The organism is Pseudomonas sp. LBUM1676, assembly GCF_059695605.1.
The window spans coordinates 1,059,704-1,079,580 of record NZ_CP166777.1 but is presented as its reverse complement, the minus strand read 5'-3'; the positions used below and the strand labels follow the sequence as shown (position 1 = coordinate 1,079,580).

Annotated in this window: 17 protein-coding genes; 3 read left to right on the top strand and 14 right to left on the bottom strand. The window is 60.5% G+C overall.

From position 1 onward, the window contains the following. Positions 1 to 66: 66 nt before the first annotated feature. From guaA to ACA041_RS04925, 4 genes are all read right to left on the bottom strand, one after another. Entirely contained in the window at positions 67 to 1,644 is a 1,578-nt protein-coding gene (gene guaA / locus ACA041_RS04940; protein ID WP_497440123.1) for a glutamine-hydrolyzing GMP synthase, read from the bottom strand. 98 nt (positions 1,645 to 1,742) lie between these two features. Continuing rightward, entirely contained in the window at positions 1,743 to 3,212 is a 1,470-nt protein-coding gene (gene guaB / locus ACA041_RS04935; RefSeq protein WP_109634587.1) for an IMP dehydrogenase, read from the bottom strand. A 142-nt stretch (positions 3,213 to 3,354) separates the two neighbouring features. Then, positions 3,355 to 3,903, bottom strand: coding sequence for a sugar ABC transporter ATPase (locus tag ACA041_RS04930; RefSeq protein ID WP_128872687.1), 549 nt, complete (start codon positions 3,901 to 3,903; stop codon positions 3,355 to 3,357). A gap of 97 nt (positions 3,904 to 4,000) precedes the next feature. Then, complete coding sequence (locus tag ACA041_RS04925; RefSeq protein ID WP_497440122.1) at positions 4,001 to 4,768, bottom strand: sulfite exporter TauE/SafE family protein; 768 nt, start codon at positions 4,766 to 4,768, stop codon at positions 4,001 to 4,003. Between the two features lie 183 nt (positions 4,769 to 4,951). Here ACA041_RS04925 and xseA point away from each other — a divergent pair, with 183 nt between their 5' ends. Continuing rightward, positions 4,952 to 6,331 (top strand): exodeoxyribonuclease VII large subunit, encoded by a 1,380-nt coding sequence (gene xseA, locus ACA041_RS04920; protein WP_497440121.1) that lies wholly within the window; start codon positions 4,952 to 4,954, stop codon positions 6,329 to 6,331. A 3-nt stretch (positions 6,332 to 6,334) separates the two neighbouring features. Then, entirely contained in the window at positions 6,335 to 7,156 is an 822-nt protein-coding gene (locus ACA041_RS04915; protein WP_497440120.1) for a peptidoglycan DD-metalloendopeptidase family protein, read from the top strand. Positions 7,157 to 7,294: 138 nt separating this feature from the next. Here ACA041_RS04915 and ACA041_RS04910 read toward each other — a convergent pair whose 3' ends face one another. Next, positions 7,295 to 7,651, bottom strand: coding sequence for a hypothetical protein (locus ACA041_RS04910; RefSeq protein ID WP_497440119.1), 357 nt, complete (start codon positions 7,649 to 7,651; stop codon positions 7,295 to 7,297). A gap of 397 nt (positions 7,652 to 8,048) precedes the next feature. On the opposite strand from ACA041_RS04910, the gene leuA reads away from it, so the two are divergent. Beyond that, positions 8,049 to 9,728, top strand: a complete 1,680-nt coding sequence (leuA, locus tag ACA041_RS04905; RefSeq protein WP_497440118.1) for a 2-isopropylmalate synthase — start codon at positions 8,049 to 8,051, stop codon at positions 9,726 to 9,728. A gap of 207 nt (positions 9,729 to 9,935) precedes the next feature. Here leuA and ACA041_RS04900 read toward each other — a convergent pair whose 3' ends face one another. From ACA041_RS04900 to pilW, 9 genes are all read right to left on the bottom strand, one after another. Further along, entirely contained in the window at positions 9,936 to 10,727 is a 792-nt protein-coding gene (locus ACA041_RS04900) for an amidohydrolase (RefSeq protein ID WP_497440117.1), read from the bottom strand. Then, positions 10,715 to 11,863 carry a pyridoxal phosphate-dependent aminotransferase gene (locus ACA041_RS04895; protein WP_497440116.1) on the bottom strand — a complete coding sequence of 383 codons (1,149 nt, stop codon included), beginning with the start codon at positions 11,861 to 11,863 and terminating at the stop codon, positions 10,715 to 10,717. Before ACA041_RS04895 ends, ACA041_RS04900 begins: the two co-directional genes overlap by 13 nt. Before the next feature lie 294 nt (positions 11,864 to 12,157). Further along, positions 12,158 to 13,627 carry a ribosome biogenesis GTPase Der gene (der, locus tag ACA041_RS04890; RefSeq protein ID WP_497440115.1) on the bottom strand — a complete coding sequence of 490 codons (1,470 nt, stop codon included), beginning with the start codon at positions 13,625 to 13,627 and terminating at the stop codon, positions 12,158 to 12,160. Between the two features lie 236 nt (positions 13,628 to 13,863). Continuing rightward, positions 13,864 to 15,015: an outer membrane protein assembly factor BamB gene (gene bamB, locus ACA041_RS04885; protein WP_497440114.1), complete on the bottom strand. Its 1,152-nt coding sequence runs from the start codon at positions 15,013 to 15,015 to the stop codon at positions 13,864 to 13,866. Then, positions 15,008 to 15,649: a tetratricopeptide repeat protein gene (locus ACA041_RS04880; protein ID WP_497440113.1), complete on the bottom strand. Its 642-nt coding sequence runs from the start codon at positions 15,647 to 15,649 to the stop codon at positions 15,008 to 15,010. Before ACA041_RS04880 ends, bamB begins: the two co-directional genes overlap by 8 nt. 40 nt (positions 15,650 to 15,689) lie before the next feature. After that, entirely contained in the window at positions 15,690 to 16,979 is a 1,290-nt protein-coding gene (hisS, locus tag ACA041_RS04875; RefSeq protein ID WP_497440112.1) for a histidine--tRNA ligase, read from the bottom strand. Positions 16,980 to 17,002: 23 nt separating this feature from the next. Next, on the bottom strand, positions 17,003 to 18,112 hold the full coding sequence (gene ispG / locus ACA041_RS04870) for a flavodoxin-dependent (E)-4-hydroxy-3-methylbut-2-enyl-diphosphate synthase (protein WP_010457850.1): 1,110 nt from the start codon (positions 18,110 to 18,112) through the stop codon (positions 17,003 to 17,005). A 3-nt stretch (positions 18,113 to 18,115) separates the two neighbouring features. Then, positions 18,116 to 19,114: a RodZ domain-containing protein gene (locus ACA041_RS04865; RefSeq protein WP_497442007.1), complete on the bottom strand. Its 999-nt coding sequence runs from the start codon at positions 19,112 to 19,114 to the stop codon at positions 18,116 to 18,118. Then, positions 19,114 to 19,872 carry a type IV pilus biogenesis/stability protein PilW gene (gene pilW, locus ACA041_RS04860; RefSeq protein WP_497440111.1) on the bottom strand — a complete coding sequence of 253 codons (759 nt, stop codon included), beginning with the start codon at positions 19,870 to 19,872 and terminating at the stop codon, positions 19,114 to 19,116. Before pilW ends, ACA041_RS04865 begins: the two co-directional genes overlap by 1 nt. Between the last annotated feature and the right edge of the window lie 5 nt (positions 19,873 to 19,877).

Genomic DNA, 19,877 nt, shown 5'->3' with positions numbered 1-19,877 from the left:
ACCCCGGCCTGAGCCGGGGTTTGGTCTATCGGTTGACGCCCTGTATAGCGGAGCGTCAGCGCGGGATTACTCCCACTCGATCGTCGCTGGCGGCTTGCTCGACACGTCGTAAGTGACGCGGGAGATTCCTTCGATTTCATTGATGATGCGGCCGGAAACAGTTTCCAGCAGTTCGTAAGGCAGGTGTGCCCAACGCGCGGTCATGAAGTCGATGGTTTCCACGGCACGCAGGGCCACCACCCAGGCGTAACGACGGCCATCGCCGACCACGCCCACCGATTTCACCGGCTGGAACACCACGAAGGCCTGGCTGACCTTGTGGTACCAGTCGGCCTTGCGCAGTTCTTCGATGAAGATGTGGTCGGCGCGACGCAGCAGGTCGGCGTATTCCTTCTTCACTTCACCGAGGATCCGCACACCCAGGCCCGGGCCCGGGAACGGGTGACGGTAGACCATGTCGTACGGCAGGCCGAGTTCCAGGCCCAGACGACGGACTTCGTCCTTGAACAGCTCGCGCAGGGGTTCCACCAGCTTGAGGTTCATTTCTTCCGGCAGGCCACCGACGTTGTGGTGCGACTTGATCACGTGGGCCTTGCCGCTTTTAGCGCCAGCCGACTCGATCACGTCCGGGTAGATGGTGCCCTGGGCGAGGTACTTGATGTTGTCCAGTTTGTTGGACTGGGCATCGAACACGTCGATGAAGGTGCGGCCGATGATCTTGCGCTTTTTCTCCGGGTCGCTTTCGCCAGCCAGGTTGTCGAGGAACTGGTCTTCGGCGTTGGCGCGGATCACCTTGACGCCCATGTTCTCGGCGAACATGGCCATCACTTGCTCGCCTTCGTGCAGACGCAGCAGGCCGTTGTCGACGAAGACGCAGGTCAGCTGGTCGCCAATGGCTTTGTGCAGCAGCGCGGCAACTACCGAGGAGTCCACACCGCCGGACAGGCCGAGCAGTACGTTGTCGGTGCCGACCTGGGCGCGAACCTGGGCGATGGCGTCTTCAGCAATCTTCGACGGGGTCCACAGCGCTTCGCACTCGCAGATGTCGAGGATGAAGCGCGACAGGATGCGACCGCCCTGCTTGGTGTGGGTCACTTCCGGGTGGAATTGCACGCCGTAGTAGCGGCGCTCATCGCTGAACATGCCGGCGATCGGGCAGCTCGGGGTGCTGGCGAGGATGTGGAAATCTTCCGGCATCCGGGTGACTTTGTCGCCGTGGCTCATCCACACGTCGAGGCCGAACAGGCCGTCGGCGTCGATGTGGTCTTCGATGCCATCGAGCAGGCGGCTCTTGCCGACCACGTCGACGCGGGCGTAACCGAACTCACGCAGCTCGGAACCTTCGACCTTGCCACCCAGCTGTTCAGCCATGGTCTGCATGCCGTAGCAGATACCGAAGACCGGCACGCCCAGGTCAAATACCGCTTGCGGGCAGCGAGGGCTGTCGGCTTCGTGCACGGACTCGGGACCACCGGCGAGGATGACGCCTTTGGGTGCGAATTCGCGAATCGCTTCGTCGTCCATGTCGAACGGATGCAGTTCGCAGTACACGCCGATTTCACGCACGCGGCGGGCGATCAGCTGGGTGTACTGGGAGCCGAAATCGAGGATCAGGATACGGTGAGCGTGAATGTCGAGGGCCATGATTCAGTCTCGTCTAGAAATTCAGAAACAGTCGTGATTCAGAAACAACTCGGGGCTGAATAAAACAGCCCCGGTTACATAACTTTTTGCTGGAAGGCTCAACCTACGCGGTAGTTTGGCGCTTCCTTGGTGATCTGCACGTCGTGGACGTGGGACTCGGCCATGCCAGCGCCGGTGATCCGCACGAACTCAGGCTTGGTGCGCATTTCTTCGATGTCGGCACTGCCGGTGTAGCCCATCGAGGAACGCAGGCCGCCCATCAGTTGATGGATGATGGCGCTCAGGGAACCCTTGTAAGGAACGCGCCCTTCGATGCCTTCCGGAACCAGCTTCTCGGCACCCGCGGAGGAGTCCTGGAAGTAACGGTCGGAGGAACCCTGGGCCTGGGACATGGCGCCCAGCGAGCCCATGCCGCGGTAAGCCTTGTACGAGCGACCCTGGAACAGTTCGATCTCGCCTGGCGCTTCTTCGGTACCGGCGAACATCGAGCCCATCATCACGCAGGAAGCGCCGGCCACGATGGCCTTGGACAGGTCACCGGAGAAACGGATGCCGCCGTCGGCGATCAACGGCACGCCAGTGCCTTCAAGGGCAGCGGCGACGTTGGCGATGGCACTGATTTGCGGGACGCCGACACCGGCGACGATGCGGGTGGTGCAGATCGAGCCAGGGCCGATACCGACCTTGACTGCATCGGCACCCGCTTCGGCCAGGGCCTTGGCGGCAGCGCCGGTGGCGATGTTGCCGCCGATGACCTGCACTTCAGGGAAATTCTGTTTGACCCAGCGAACGCGGTCGATCACGCCTTTGGAGTGACCGTGTGCGGTATCGACTACCACCACGTCAACGCCAGCGTTGACCAGCGCAGCTACTCGGTCGCCGGTGTCTTTACCGGTACCGACCGCAGCGCCAACGCGCAGACGACCTTGATCGTCCTTGCTGGCCAGCGGGTAAGCCTTGGCTTTTTCGATGTCGTTGACGGTCATCATGCCTTTGAGGGCGAATTTGTCGTCGACGATCAGCACGCGTTCGATGCGGTGCTTGTGCAGCAACTCGCGAACGTCGTTCTTGTCGGCGCCTTCCTTGACCGTGACCAGACGCTCTTTAGGCGTCATCACTTCGCGGACAGTGGCTTCCAGACGGTTCTCGAAACGCACGTCACGGGAAGTGACGATGCCGACCAGGTCGCCATTGTGCAGCACAGGAACGCCGGAGATGTTGTGCTGGCGGGTCAGTTCGAACAGCTCACGAACCGTGGCGTCGGCCTCGATGGTGATCGGGTCCTTGACCACACCGGCTTCGTAACGCTTGACCTTGCGCACTTCGGCAGCTTGCTGCTCGATGGTCATGTTCTTGTGGATGATGCCGATGCCACCTTCCTGAGCCATGGCAATTGCCAGACGGGCTTCAGTGACGGTGTCCATTGCGGCAGAAACCAGTGGAATATTCAGCTCGATGCCACGGGTAAGGCGGGTCTTGAGACTGACTTCGTTAGGAAGCACCTCGGAATAACCGGGCACTAGGAGAATGTCGTCGAATGTCAGAGCTTCTTGGCTGATACGCAGCATCGCGGGGGCTCCCGAGCGGGAAAATGGAAGCGCGCCATTATAGTCAGACACCCCCTCGGGTTCAATGTAAAACTCTGTCTATTATCGATGCGGTGATCGGCGGGGTATTGAACGCACAAATCCCGTAGGAGCGAGGCTTCGGTTACAGCTCTACTTTCACCCAACTCACCGGCTGATCCAGCCAATCGGCAAATTCATCAATAAAGCTCTGCTTGAACCCGGCCTCGGCCCAGTTATTAAAGATGAACCCCAGGTTGGAAAAGCCGCATTCCTGCAAGAACAGAAAGCCGTTGATGTCGTCTTCATGCCCGCATTCGGGGCAGGTGAAGTTATCGGTGCGTCCCGGCATCCAGTCTTCCAGGCTGTCGAACAGCGCTTCGCCGACTTCCTTGCGGCATTCGGCGCAGCCGGCTTCTTCGAGGAATCCCTTGGCCGGCGTATAGATGCAACGCTTGGTGATGATTTCCAGGCCATTGATCGGTTCGCCGAACGGCAGGGCTTGCGGGTGCAGGACCACCGCGCGGGCACCGTCGGCGATGGCGTGGGCCATGCGGTTGCCGGTGCGCCCGCAGGTGGTCAGTTCTTCCTTGATGATGTTCTTGCGCACCAGCCAGCGCACGACCGCCCGGGCCCGGGGTTCGTGTACCGGCAGCGTGGAGATTTTCGGGACAATAATGCTTTGCGAATTCATGGGCACAAGCCTGCAAATACTGAATGATCACCCCTGTGGGAGCGAGCTTGCTCCCACAGGGTTTGCGGCCGGCAGCTTAATCCCTGACACACTCAGGTCAAGCACTCAAATACCGCCCGATCAAGGCGATTCCGCTGGCCAGCACTAACCAGGTCACCAGCCGCACAAACGCCTCGCGGGACAATCTCATGGTCAACCGTCGGCCGATCCACAGCCCCAACGCCATGGCCGGCAACAAACACAGGGCCAATACCAACAAGGGTAGCTCGGCATACACACCCGCGACAGCAAACAGGCTCAACCGCACGACTGTGCTGCAACTGATCAACGCACTCTGCGTGGCCCGGGCCGCCTCCTTGGGCAACCGGCTGTTCAAATAGATCGCATATAAAAAGCCGCCACTGCCAAACAACGCGCCGAACATCCCGCCCACCGTGCCCATCGGTACCGACCAGGCGGCGGACAGTTGCGTCGGACGGGTTTTGACCCACAGGCTGTAAATCGCATAGGCGCTGATAAACAGCCCCATCAACAGCAGCAACACGTCGGAATGCAGGTTCAGCAGAAAAATCACCCCCAGGGTGCAGCCGACCGCCATGCAGGGCAGCAGCCGCATCAACTCGGTTTTCTCCACATCGCGCCGCGAGGGCAGCAGATTGCCAAACGCGGCGACGAAATCCAGCAGCACCAGCAGCGGCACGATCTTCGACAACGGCATGAACAGAATCAGTATCGGCCCTGCCACCAATGCGGTGCCGAAGCCGGCGATGCCGAACACGATATAGGCCAGGGCAATGCCCAGTCCGATCACCAGCCAATCCATCGTGCCGAAGGGCCATTGGTGCAGCAGCTCAAATACATTCATTCCATGTCTTCCTTGAATTCAGCGCCTGACTGTACCCCTTGTGGGAGCGAGCTTGCTCGCGATTGCGATCGACCTTTCAACGTTATATCAACTGACACACCGCTATCGCGAGCAAGCTCGCTCCCACAGGGATTTGCGTTGACTCATGGAGATTCAGCGCCGAATGCCTTTAAACTGCGCCCCATGATTAAAGATCCCTTTGCAAGACTCGGCCTTGACCGGGAAGTCCTGACTGTCAGCCAGCTCAACGGCCGTGCGCGGGTGTTGCTTGAAGACGTGTTCAGCAATATCTGGGTCGAAGGCGAGATCTCCAACCTCGCGCGCCCGGCGTCCGGCCATGTGTATTTCACCCTCAAGGACAGCGGCGCCCAGGTGCGTTGTGCGCTGTTCCGGCAGAACGCGGCGCGGGTGCGCCAGGCGTTGAAGGATGGCCTGGCGGTCAAGGTGTGCGGCAAGGTTTCGCTGTTCGAGGGCCGCGGCGACTATCAGTTGATCCTGGATACCGTGGAGCCGGCCGGCGACGGTGCCCTGCGCCTGGCCTTCGATGCGCTGAAGGAAAAGCTCAGCGCCGAAGGCCTGTTCAGTGCCGAGCGCAAAGTGCCGCTACCGGCGCACCCGCAACGCATCGGCATCATCAGTTCGCCGACCGGCGCGGTGATCCGCGACATCATCAGTGTGTTTCGCCGCCGCGCGCCGCAGGTGCAACTGACGCTGATCCCCACCGCCGTGCAAGGCCGCGAAGCCACCGCGCAGATCGTCCGCGCGCTGAAACTGGCGGACGCCCGTGGCTTCGACGCACTGATCCTGGCCCGTGGTGGCGGCTCGCTGGAAGACCTCTGGTGTTTCAACGAAGAAGCCGTGGCCCGCGCCGTGGACGCTTGCGTGACACCGATTGTCAGCGCCGTCGGCCATGAAACCGACGTGTCGATCAGCGACTTCGTGGCCGACGTTCGTGCCCCGACGCCTTCCGCTGCCGCCGAGCTGCTCGCGCCGGACTCCAGCGACCTGGTGCGACGGGTCGAGAGCCTGCATCGACGGCTGGTGATGCGTATTCGCGACCGCTTGATGCGTGATCGCCTGCGCCTGGAAGGCATGTCCCGCCGCCTGCGTCATCCCGGCGAACGCCTGCGCCAGCAAGCGCAGCGCCTGGATGACCTGGACATGCGCATGCGCCGGGCGTTCGAACGCAGCCTCAATACCCGTCGCGAACGCTTGATCCGCCTGGAAACCCGCCTGGCCGGGCAACATCCCGGTCGGCAACTGGCGATGCTCCGTCAGCGCCTCGACAGCTTTGCCGAGCGCCTGCCCCGGGCCATGCGCGAAGGGCTCAAGAGCCGCCGCCTGCGACTGCAAAGCCAGATGCAGACACTGCATGTGGTCAGCCCCCTGGCGACCCTCAGCCGCGGCTACAGCATCCTGCTGGATGAACGGGGCAATGCGATCCGTAGCGCCGCGCAGACACACACCGGCCAGCGCCTGAAAGCCAAGCTGGGCGAAGGCGAACTGCACGTCCGGGTCGAAGACAATCACCTGACGCCTGTCACTCTTTCTTTACTGGATTGATCCATGCCGCGCTTTCTTGCTCCGCTGCTGTTGCTCTGCCTGACCTTCAACGCCCACGCCGACAGTTACATCACCCGTCTGCTGAACAAGCCGGTACCGGGGGGTGTGGCGGTGGTGGACCTGGGCACCTCCGCCCAGGCACCGAAAGCCAGTTACCAAGGCAAACCGGTATTGGTGGTCAAGGAACAGAACAACTGGCTGGCCATTGTCGGCGTGCCATTGACGGTCAAGCCGGGTCCGCAGCAAGTCAGCAGTGGCGGGCGTAACTTGAGTTTCACCGTTGGCAACAAGAAATACCCGGAACAGCGCATCACCCTGAAGAACAAGCAGCAGGTCAATCCGGACCCGGAGAATCTCAAGCGTATCGAGGGCGAGCTGGCGGAACAGGTCCAGGCCTACCGCACCTTCAGCCCGAATACACCGAGCAACCTGTTGCTGGACAAACCGGTCAATGGGCCGTTGTCGAGCAAGTTCGGGGTGCGTCGGTTCTTTAATGGTGAAGAGCGCAATCCTCACGCCGGCCTGGATTTCGCGGTGCCGGCGGGAACGCCGATCAAGACCCCGGCGGCGGGCAAGGTGATTCTGATCGGTAACTACTTCTTCAATGGCAACACGGTGTTTGTCGATCATGGGCAGGGCTTTATCAGCATGTTCTGTCACATGTCGAAGATTGATGTGAAGGTCGGGCAGCAGTTGGCCCGTGGCGGTGTGGTCGGGAAGGTTGGCGCAACGGGACGTGCGACCGGGCCGCATATGCATTGGAACATCAGCCTGAACGATGCGCGGGTGGATCCGGCCATCTTTATAGGTGCATTTCAGCCTTGAATATTGAGTGAAGCGACTGGCCCCATCGCGAGCAAGCTCGCTCCCACATTTGATCTTCTGTGAACATAAATTTTGTGAACGCCAGAGATCAACTGTGGGAGCGAGCTTGCTCGCGATGGGGGCATCACAGGCGGCCGCTTACTCCGCCTCCAGGTCCTCAATCCCATGAATTTCCCTGTGCGCCAGACACTCCTTGATCCAGGCCCGGGTTTCCTCCGAGAAGCCCGCCAGTTCTTCAGAAGTGATCAACTCATGGGTACACAGCCCCAGCAAATGAGCAGGCGCCTCACTGCGTGAGTGACTGAACACATCAAACGCCCAATACAACTCCTGCTGACCCGCCTTCAACCTTTCTTCACTGGCCTCAATACGCTCATAAGGCGTAATGCTTTTATCCAGCACCGTACGCTCGACTTGCTCCATGATCCGAATACACATCCGCTCATGGGCCACCGGACGCAGTGCGCTGTAAAGCTTCCAATCCAATTCGTTCATTGCCGACTCCTGCTTCCCAAGTCGTCTGGTTGAGGCTTTAAGGATAGCTGCGCCGACCAGGACAAGACCGACAACTTTCAATTGCGCATCCCGTATACCACGCGCAAACATCAAGACAAACACTGACATTTACCGCAACAAAATCTCGATAAACCGTCCTTTTCGAGGATTCCTCTCAATTTTTTTCGACCGCTTGCCATCCTTTCCCCCCGCGGTTAGGGTTGAAGGCATGAAAACCTCTCACACCCTCATCCAGCTTCGCCAGCACCGCAGCCTGTGCCTCGTCAGTGCACGACTGCCGGGCTGAATCGCGGTGCCTCGCCCCACGCTTTTCCCAAGAACATTTTGATCCACCGGCAGGCCGCCTTTTTTCGGCCCACACAATAAGGATTTCCCGATGAGCATGCTCAAAGACCCGTCTTCGAAATACCGCGCGTTCCCGACCATCGACATCCCGGACCGCACCTGGCCGTCGAAGACCATTACCGCCGCGCCGATCTGGTGCAGCTCCGACCTGCGTGACGGTAACCAGTCGCTGATCGAGCCAATGGACGCGGTCAAGAAGCTGCGTTTCTGGAAAACCCTGGTGCAGGTCGGCGTCAAAGAAATCGAAGCCTCGTTCCCGGCGGCTTCGCAAACCGACTTCGACTTCGTGCGTACCCTGATCGAAGGCAACCACATCCCGGACGACACCACCATTCAGGTGCTGACCCAGGGTCGTGAAGACTTGATCGAGCGCACCTTCGAATCCCTGCGCGGGGCGAAGAAAGCCATCGTTCACCTGTACAACGCCACCTCCCCTTCTTTCCGCCGCATCGTCTTCAACCAGGACAAGGAAGGGGTCAAGGCCATCGCCGTGAACGCGGCCAAGCTGTTCGTCAAATATGCCGCCCAGCAGCCAGACACCGAGTGGACCTTCGAATACTCACCAGAAACCTTCAGCGCCACCGAGCTCGAGTTCGCCAAGGAAGTCTGCGACGCGGTGATCGAAGTCTGGAACCCGACGCCTGAGCACAAGGTGATCCTCAACCTGCCGGCCACCGTCGAATGCGCGACCCCGAACATCTATGCCGACCAGATCGAATGGTTCGGCCGTCACATCAACCGTCGTGACAGCGTGATCATCAGCCTGCACACCCACAACGACCGTGGCACTGGCGTTGCCGCCACCGAGTTGGGCCTGATGGCCGGCGCCGACCGTGTCGAAGGCTGCCTGTTCGGCAACGGCGAGCGCACCGGTAACGTCGACCTGGTAACCGTGGCCCTGAACCTCTACACCCAGGGCGTGCACCCTGAGCTGGACTTCTCCGACATCGACGGCGTGCGCAAGGTCGTCGAAGAGTGCAACCAGATCCAGGTGCACCCACGTCACCCGTACGTCGGCGACCTGGTTCACACCGCGTTCTCCGGCTCGCACCAGGACGCCATCCGCAAGGGCTTCGCCCAGCAGAAACCGGACGCGCTGTGGGAAGTGCCGTACTTGCCGATCGACCCGGCCGACATCGGCCGCAGCTACGAGGCGGTAATCCGCGTCAACAGCCAGTCGGGCAAGGGCGGTATCGCTTACCTGCTGGAACAGGAATACGGCATCAGCTTGCCGCGCCGCATGCAGATCGAGTTCAGCCAGGTGGTGCAGCGTGAAACCGATCGCCTGGGCCTGGAGATGACCGCCAAGCAGATTCACTCGCTGTTGATCAGCGAATACCTGCAAGCCAACACCCCATACGCGCTGGTCAGCCATCGCCTGCAGGAAGAAAACGGCAATAGCGCCGTCGAAGTGGAAGTGGCCAGCAAGGGTCAGGGCGAAACCAACCTGCACTGGCGCGGCAAGGGCAACGGCGCCCTGGAGGCGCTGGTGGCCGGTCTGCCAATTCCGGTAGAAATCATGGACTACAACGAACACGCGATCGGTGCGGGTACCAATGCCAAGGCGGCGGCCTACATCGAGCTGCGGGTGAACGGTGAGCGTGCGGTGCATGGCGTGGGGATCGATGAAAACATCACCACTGCCAGCTTCAAGGCGCTGTTCAGCGCGCTGAACCGGTCGTTGAGCCAGCCGGAAGCGAAAGCGGCGTAACTGATCGCTGAAAATGCAAAAGGCCCCTTGGTGCGAACCTTGGGGCCTTTTTGTTTGCCTGCCTGTTTTTGTATTGCCTGTCCCGGCCTCTTCGCGAGCAGGCTCGCTCCCACAGTGGATTTTTGGTGTACACAGAATCTGTGTTCACATCGATCAAATGTGGGAGCGAGCCTGCTCGCGAAGAGGCCGGGTCAGGCAACCAAGATCTCAAGTGAATTCGAAAGTATCGGCATCCAGATTAGCCGGGAACCGCGTACGGTACGCTTGCAGATCCGCAGCGTTCAGAACGACCTGAAACACCCCATCAGCCTCCCCCGCACTGAGCAAGGTCTCACCCTGGAAATCCAGCACCTGACTGTCACCGGTATAGGCAAAACCCTTGCCATCAGTCCCGATGCGATTCACCGCCGCCACATAGCACAGGTTTTCAATCGCCCGGGCCGGCAGCAATCGGTTCCAGTGCTGACGCCGTGCACCCGGCCAGTTGGCGGTGTACAGCAGCAGGTCGGTGTCCTGGGCGTCGCGGCTCCACACCGGGAATCGCAGGTCGTAGCAAATCAGCGGGCGCACCCGCCAACCCTTGAGCTCGAACTGCACCTGGCGCTCACCGGGAGTGTAGTGATTGTGTTCACCGGCCATGCGGAACAGATGGCGCTTGTCGTAGTGCAACACCTCCCCGTCCGGTCGCGCCCACAACAGCCGATTGTGATGACTGCCGTCGGCGGCCTGGACGATGATGCTGCCGGTAATCACCGCGTCGTACTTCGCTGCCTGAACCCGCAGCCATTTGCTGGTTGGGCCGTTTTCCGCTTCGGCGAGGGTCTCGGATTCCATGGAAAAACCGGTGGTGAACATCTCCGGCAGGATGATCAGGTCAGCGCCGCGAGCCTGCTCCAGCAATTGCTCGAAATGCTCCAGGTTGGCCTGGCGGTCGTGCCAGGCCAGGGTGGTCTGGATCAGCGCGATGTTCAGATTGGGCAGCGCACTCAGATCACGCATAATTTTTCCGCTGCTTCACGCAGGGTCTCCTCGCGTTTGGCGAAGCACAGGCGCACCAGGCGCTGGCCGACCGGTGGAGTCTGGTAGAACACCGAGATCGGGATGCTTGCAACGCCGTGTTCGCGGGTCATCCACAACGCCATCTCGACGTCGTTGAGGTCGGGGCGGATCTGCGAGTAATCGACCAACTGGAAATAGGTACCGGCCACCCGGGTGAAACTGAAGCGCGATGGCGTCAGCAGGTCGCAGAACAAATCGCGCTTGGCCTGATAGAACGCCGGCAGTTCGTCCACATGTTCCGGGTATTCGGCCATGTAGTCGGCCAAGGCGTATTGCAACGGCGTCACGCCGCAGAAACTGACGTACTGATGCACTTTGCGCAGCTCGGCGGTCAGGGCCGGCGGTGCAACCACGTAGCCGGTTTTCCAGCCGGTGACGTGATAGGTCTTGCCGAACGAGCTGACCACAAAGGCGCGCTGATACAGCTCTTCATGAGCCAGCACACTGACGTGGGGCAGACCATCGAACACCAGGTGTTCGTAGACCTCGTCGCACACCAGATAAATGTCACGATCACGGATCAACGCCGCCAGCTGGTCCAGCTCGGCACGGCTGATGAGTGCACCGCTGGGGTTATGCGGGGTATTGAGGATGATCATCCGTGTGCGCGTCGTTACGGCTTCAGCGAGTTTCTGGAAGTCGATGGAGAAGTCTTTCAGGCCCAGCTGCACATGCACGCAACGACCACCGGCCAGTTCCACCGAAGGCTCGTAGCTGTCGTAAGCCGGATCGAACACGATCACTTCGTCGCCACTGTGGATAACCGCCTGAATCGCACAGAAAATCGCCTGGGTCGCGCCAGGGGTGACCGTCACTTCATCGTCGGCATCGACATTGACCCCGTAGCTGCGGGCGATCTTCGCCGCAATCTGCTGACGCAACGCCGGCAGGCCGGTCATCGGCGAATACTGGTTGTGGCCATTGGCGATATGCCGACCGACCGCATCGCACAGGGCTTGCGGAGCATCGAAATCGGGAAAACCCTGGGACAGGTTCAGCGCCCCGGTTTGCGCCGCGAGCTGAGACATCTGAGTGAAGATAGTGATGCCGACATTCGGCAGCTTGCTGGTGATCATCGGTGATTCCCTGCTCTACACCCGGCTCTAACGGCGGCGCGGGAGAGCCCGAGGATAGCCCATCCGGCGCCCATAAAAAAAGGGCGCCTACTGGCACCCTTCTTCTACAACATTCACTGCATACCTGTGGCGAGGGAGCTTGCTCCCGCTGGACCGCGACGCGGTCCCAACATCTGCAACCGAGATCGTTCAGATAGAACCCACCGGCTGGTCTTGCGACTGCTGCGCAGTCGAGCGGGAGCAAGCTCCCTCGCCACAACAATCCCACACACAAAATGGTGTGGGGCTTGTGAATCAGCGCTTATCGCGACGCTTCTTATCGGCTTTCTTGTGGTGCGACATCATGCGACGCTTCTTGTTGACCTGACGGTCGGTGAGCGAGTTCTTGTTGCCTTCGTACGGGTTCTCGCCACCCTTGAACTCGATACGGATCGGCGTACCGACCAGCTTCAAGACACGACGGTAAGTGTTTTCCAGGTAACGGACGTAAGACTTCGGCACCTTTTCGATCTGGTTACCGTGAATCACGATGATCGGCGGGTTCGCACCACCCAAGTGGGCATAACGCAGCTTGATCCGGCGGTTGTTGACCATCGGTGGCGCGTGCTCGCCGACCGCATCTTCCAGGATCTGGGTCAGGCGGTTGGTCGGCCAGCGGGTGACCGCAGACTTGAACGAGTTCTGTACCGAGGCGTAGAGGTTGCCCACGCCAGTGCCGTGCAAGGCCGAGATGAAGTGGATGTCGGCGAAATCGACGAAGAACAGTCGGCGTTGCAGCTCGACCTTGACGAAGTCGCGCTCACCCGGCGTCATGCCGTCCCACTTGTTGATCGCGATGACCAGCGCACGACCTGCTTCAAGGGCAAAGCCCAGCAGGTTGAGGTCGTGATCCACCACGCCTTCGCGGGCGTCCATGACGAAGATCACCACGTTGGCGTCTTTGATCGCCTGCAAGGTTTTGACCACGGAGAATTTTTCGACTTCTTCGTGGATCTTGCCGCGCTTGCGCACACCGGCGGTGTCAATCAGCGTGTACTTCTCGTCGTTACGCTCGAACGGGATGTAGATACTGTCGCGGGTGGTGCCGGGCTGGTCATAGACGATGACCCGGTCTTCACCGAGCATGCGGTTGACCAGGGTCGACTTGCCGACGTTCGGGCGGCCGATGATGGCGATCTTGATCCCGTCTTTTTCGCTCGGGCCAGGAATGCGCTTGGCTTCCTCGCCTTCGGCAACGATCTCTTCCTCGCCTTCTTCCGATTCATCGTCGTCTTTGGGGAAGTCGCTCAGGGCGATTTCCAGCATCTGGGTGATGCCACGACCATGGGCACCGGCGACCGGGATCGCGTGGCCCATGCCCAACGGGGCGAATTCGGCGCGGGCCATTTCCGGGTCGATGTTGTCGACCTTGTTGGCTACCACGTAGGAACGCTTGTTACGTTTGCGCAAATGCTCGGCGATCATCTGGTCGGCGGCGGTGAAACCGGCCTTGGCATCTACCAGGAATAGAACGACATCCGCTTCTTCAATGGCCAGCAGCGACTGCTCGGCCATTTTTTCGTCCATACCGTGCTCGTCACCGGAGATACCGCCGGTGTCGACCAGAATGTAGGAACGCCCTTGCCACTTGGCCTCACCGTATTGGCGATCACGGGTCAGACCGGACAAGTCGCCGACGATGGCGTCGCGAGTCCTGGTCAGGCGGTTGAACAAGGTGGACTTGCCGACGTTCGGTCGGCCCACCAGGGCGATTACGGGAACCATGCGGCTCTCCACTTCGTTATTTCAGAAAATACAAAAGCCGCTGCGAGGCAGCGGCTGGTGCTCGGGGCAATCACTGTGTGTTTTTCTGTAGGAGCGAGCTTGCTCGCGAAAAACGCAAAGACACCGCGTATATTCAGGTCGCCAACGTAATCGTTGACGTCCATCGCGAGCAGGCTCGCTCCCACATTCATACCCACAAGTGAAGCAGCCTGGGGTGTTAACCCCAAGCATAGTTCTTACTTAATGGTCAGGGCTTCCAGTTTGCCACTGTTGCCATATACATAAATCGTATCACCCACCACCAGCGGACGGGCACGCAGGCCATCGCTGTCGATGCGCTCGCGGCCGACGAAACGACCGTCCACCTGACTCAGCAGGTGCAGGTAACCTTCCAGGTCACCGACTGCCACGTAGCTGGAAAACACTTCCGGAGCCGACAGCTGACGGCGAGCCAGCGAATCGTTGCTCCACAAGGCTGTGGTGGAACGTTCGTCGATGCCTTCGACAGTGCCCGAAGACAGGCTCACATAGACGCTGCCGAAACCCTGGGCGACACCGGCATAGCTGGAAGCATCACGCTGCCAGAGCTGACGACCGCTATCCAGGTCCAGTGCCGCAACGCGACCCTGGTAACTGGCGACATACAGCGTACTGCCGGACAACAGCAGGCCACCGTCGATATCGACCACACGCTCCAGTTCCGAACGGCCCTGTGGAATCGCCACCCGTTGTTCCCACACCGGCACGCCGTTGGAGATATCGAGAGCGACCACTTTACCCGTCGACAGGCCAGCCACCGCGAGGCGATTGGTGACGATCGGCGCACTGGTGCCGCGCAGGGTCAGGACGGCTGGGGTGCTGTCATACAACCAGCGCTGGTTGCCGGTCGCGGCATCCAGGCCGATCAGACGATCGTCCTGAGTCTGCACCACCACCACGTCACCGTTGTTGGCCGGCGGCGCGAGCACTTCGCTGGACACGCGAGCGCGCCATTTCTCTTCGCCGCTGCTCGCATCGAGGGCAACGATTTCACCCTTGAGCGTGCCGATGGTGAGCAACCCGTAAGCCACGCCGACGGCACCGGAAACAGGCAGATCGAGATCCTTCTCCCATTTGACGTCGCCGGTGCTGCGATCCAGCGCCATCACCTCACCGGTAACGTCGGCAGCATAGATGGTATCGCCATCGACCGCCGGAACCAGCATGTTGTAGGTTTCGCCCTGACCGTCACCGATCGAACGACTCCACTGCTTCTGCAGAACCACTTCTTCCTTGAAGTCGGTCAACTCGGCCGGTGGCAGTTCTTTCTTGCTGTTGCTGCTGCAACCCGCGGCCAGTACGGCCAGAGCCAGCAATGCTGCATGTTTCCAACGAATCACGTCACGCATCCCCTTTGGCCAGGTCGTCCAGCTTGATTTGTAGGCCGCCGACTGCCGCTTCATCCGACAGTGCCGCCTTGGCTTTTTGATACGCCGCGTTCGCTTCGTCGGTACGACCCAACTGCACCAGCAGGTCGCCCTTGAGCTCCTCGCGAGTGGCCAGGAAAGCGGCATCGGCATCGCCTTCGAGCAGTTTCAGGGCTTCATCGGCCTTGTCCTGCGCGGCCAGCACCTGCGCCAGGCGCTGACGGGCAATTTCTTTCAGTGCCGGGTTGGCCGGTTTGGCAACGATGGCTTTCAGCTCGGCCGCCGCGTCGTCCAGCTTGCCGCTGTCGACCGCGACTTTCGCCACGAACAGGCTGCCGTACTGCGCGTAGGCGCTGCCGCCGAACTCGCTGTTGAGCTTGCCGGCCAGGTCCGAAACCCGGGCGGCATCAGGCTTGCCGTCAGGCGTCAGCGTGGTTTCGAGCAATTGCTGATAGAGAATCGAGGCGCCTTGCGACTGATTGCTCTGATACTTCTGCCAGGCCTGCCAGCCGAACACGATGACCAGCGCCAACAGGCCGCCAGTGACCAGGGGCTTGCCGTTGCGTGTCCACCAGTCCTTCAAATCCGCCAGCTGTTCGTCTTCGGTACTCGACACCCCAATACTCCTTAATCGCTAAATCGGCTGTTTGACAGCTTCAACCCTGCACGACGCAGGTGGCCAGGTGTGCAGCAAGCGCATCCCAGGCAATGCTTTGTTGTTCGCCCTGGCCACGCAGGGGTTTGAAACCTACCACTTGCTGGGCCATTTCATCATCGCCGAGGATCAGCGCGTACAGCGCACCGCTCTTGTCGGCCTTCTTGAACTGGCTTTTGAAGCTGCCGGCGCCGGCATTGACTTGCAGGCGCAGGTTGGGCAATTGATCCCGAACACGCTCACTCAAGGCCAGGCCGGCCAGCTCGGCTTCTTCACCGAAGGCGCAGAGGTAGACGTCGACCTGACGGGAAATTTCTTCCGGGATCTGCTCCAGGGTTTCAAGCAACAGCACCAGACGCTCGATACCCATGGCGAAACCGACGCCAGGGGTCGGCTTGCCGCCCATCTGCTCCACCAGACCGTCGTAACGACCACCGGCACACACGGTGCCCTGGGCGCCGAGCTTGTCGGTGACCCATTCGAAAACGGTCTTGCTGTAGTAATCCAGCCCGCGAACCAGCTTCGGGTTGATCACGTAAGGAATGCCGGCGGTGTCCAGGCGAGCCTTGAGGCCCTCGAAGTGCACGCGGGATTCTTCGTCGAGGTAGTCGGCCATTTTCGGCGCGTCCACCAGTACCGCTTGAGTGTCGGCGTTCTTGGTATCCAGAACCCGCAATGGGTTGGTCTTCAAACGGCGCTGGCTGTCTTCGTCCAGCTTGTCCAGGCGGGCCGAGAGGAACTCGACCAGCGCTTCGCGATAGCGACCGCGGGACTCAGCGGTGCCCAGGCTGTTGAGTTCGAGCTTGACCGCATCACGGATGCCCAGCTCGCCCCACAGGCGCCAGGTCAGCACGATCAGCTCGGCATCGATGTCCGGACCGTCGAGGTTGAAGACTTCGCAACCGATCTGGTGGAACTGGCGATAACGGCCTTTCTGTGGACGTTCGTGGCGGAACATCGGGCCGATGTACCAGAGTTTCTGCACCTGGCCACCGCCGGTGATGCCGTGCTCGAGCACCGCACGCACGCAGGCCGCCGTGCCTTCAGGGCGCAGGGTCAGGGAATCGCCGTTGCGGTCGTCGAAGGTGTACATCTCTTTTTCGACGATGTCGGTCACTTCACCGATCGAGCGCTTGAACAGCTCGGTGAACTCGACGATCGGCATGCGGATCTGCTTGTAACCGTAGTTATCCAGCAGACGCGAGACGGTGCCCTCGAAATGACGCCACAGGGGAGTCTGTTCGGGCAGGATATCGTTCATGCCACGTATGGCTTGCAGAGACTTGCTCACTTTAAATCCTTAAATTCGTTCGATCAGCCGCGAGCGATTACAGCCGCGTCGGCTTCGACCTTTTCGGCCGCTTTCTGGCGGATCAAGCGTTCAAGCTCATCCACCAGATTGTCATTCGTCAGTTTCTGCGACGGCTTGCCGTCGATGTAAATCAGGTTGGGCGTGCCGCCGGTCAAGCCGATATGGGCTTCCTTGGCTTCGCCCGGCCCGTTGACCACGCAACCGATGACCGCCACATCCAGCGGCACCAGCAGGTCTTCGAGGCGCCCTTCCAGCTCGTTCATGGTCTTGACCACATCGAAGTTCTGCCGCGAGCAGCTCGGGCAGGCGATGAAGTTGATGCCACGGGAACGCAGGTGCAGGGATTTGAGAATGTCGTAGCCGACTTTCACTTCCTCGACCGGGTCGGCCGCCAACGAGATGCGAATAGTATCGCCAATCCCTTCGGCAAGCAGCATACCGAGGCCCACGGCGGATTTCACCGTGCCTGAACGCAAACCACCGGCTTCGGTGATCCCCAGGTGCAGCGGCTGGACGATTTCCTTGGCCAGCAAGCGATACGCTGCGACGGCCATGAACACGTCCGAGGCTTTCACGCTGACCTTGAAGTCCTGGAAGTTCAGGCGCTCCAGGTGCTCGACGTGACGCAAGGCAGACTCGACCAGCGCCGCCGGGGTCGGCTCGCCGTATTTCTTTTGCAGGTCTTTTTCCAGGGAACCGGCGTTGACGCCGATCCGGATCGGAATCCCGCGATCGCGGGCGGCATCGACCACGGCGCGCACACGGTCTTCGCGACCGATGTTGCCCGGGTTGATGCGCAGGCAGTCCACGCCCAGTTCGGCTACGCGCAGTGCGATCTTGTAGTCGAAGTGGATGTCGGCAACCAGAGGCACCTTGACCAGCTGCTTGATCTTGCCGAACGCTTCGGCGGCGTCCATATCCGGCACGGAAATGCGCACGATATCGACACCGGCGGCTTCCAGGCGATTGATCTGGGCCACGGTGGCGGCCACGTCATTGGTGTCGCTGTTGGTCATGCTCTGCACCGCGATCGGCGCATCGCCGCCCACAGGCACGTTACCGACCCAGATCTTGCGGGATTCGCGACGTTTGATTGGAGATTCGCCGTGCATGACTTATTGACCCAACTTCAGGCGAGCAGTCTCGCCACTGGTGAACGGAGCGACATCAACCACCTGCCCGTTGTAACTGACCTGCGCACCACGGGCAAAGCCCAGGCGCACGGTAAAGGGTGGTTTGCCGCTGACGGAAACGTTTTCGCCCTTGCGCTTGAGACCACTCAACAGCACCTTGCCGGTACCGTCGGTGACTTGCGTCCAGCAATCGGCGGTGAATCGCAGTTGAACCTGACCCTGGCCGGCAACCGGAGCCGCCGCGGCAGGAGCCGGAACGGTCGGCGCCACCGGAGTGGTGACCACGGGGGCCGGTACTGCGGGCACAGCGGGAGCCGGCGTTGCCGGAGTGCTGACGATCGGCGTGGTGCCGGGCGCCGGTGCAGCGGGCGCGGTGGCTTCAGTGTCGATCGAGGTGTCCGCGGAAGTGTCGGCTTGCGGCAAGGCGAGCGCGGTGGTGCCTTCAGCCTGGCCTTGCGCGACGGCCTGGTCTTCCGGCTCGTCCAGCGGATGGATTTGCGTCGTGCCATCGGCACCTTCGACTTCCACGTGTTCCGGGCTCAGGCTGATCGGGTCCTTGGTGCGCGACGAAGTCTGATCCTGCCACCAGATAAACCCGCCACCGATCACCGCGACCAGCAACAGCAGGCTGACAATTCGCAAAATGGTGTGGGAAACCCGCACCGGCTCTTCAATACGACCCAGGCTGTGGACGCTGCTGCCCTGGGAGTCGGTGCCGGTGGACAGGTCGAACTGCTGCACCAGCACGGTTTGATCCATGCCCAGCAATTTGGCGTAGGCGCGGATATAGCCGCGGGCAAAGGTGTGCCCAGGCAGCTTGTCGAAAGCGCCGGCTTCCAGATTGCTCAGGGAATTGACGGTGAGGTTGAGCTTGAGGGCCACTTCGGCCAGCGACCAGCCATTGCTTTCGCGAGCCTGGCGCAATGTCTCACCGGGATTAACGCGATTCGCTGCTACAACTTCGGGATGCGCCGCTTTCATCATTGCTCCGACAGGTATTGCTGATATTCCGGCGTACCCGGATAGAGTCGTTTTAGTTGCAGGCCAAAACTGGCAGCCTTGTCGCGATCTTCAAACACTTTTGCCAGCCGCACGCCGAGCAATAGACTACGTGCATTTTGCTCGGTGAGCTGGCTAAAACGGTCGTAATAGTCACGCGCGGGCACATAATGCCTGTCTTCGTAAGACAACTCAGCCATTTCCAGCAAGGCACGTGGCTGTTGACGGTTCAAGCGCAGGGCTTTTTCCAGTTGTTGCTGAGCCAGGTCACGCTGGCCCAGTTTGGAAGCGGTCATGCCCAGGTTCTCGAATACTCGCGAACGCTCAGGATACAGGGTATCGGCGGCGGCCTGCTCGAAGCGCTCGTAAGCCTCTTTGTAACGTTTCTGTTCGAAAAGAAAACTGCCGTAGTTGTTCAGGATGCGCGCATCGTCGGCGCGGGCAGACAGCGCCTTTTGAAAATGCTGGTCGGCCAGTTCCGGCTCCATCTCGGCCTGGAACACCAGCCCCAGCGCCGCATTGGCGTCAGGGTCCGAGCTGTCCAGTTCCAACGCCTTCTTCAGCGGCACCTTGGCGCGCTCGGTCATGCCCTGTTGCAGGTAGCCAAGCCCCAATTGCACATAGGCGACCCGCGCTTCATCGCGGCCTTTGCTGGTCTTCATCGGGTTGAAATCGCCCGACAGGACACAACCAGTACAAAGACTGGCCAACAGCACAAGCAGCGCGAAGCGCAGGGACATAGAGA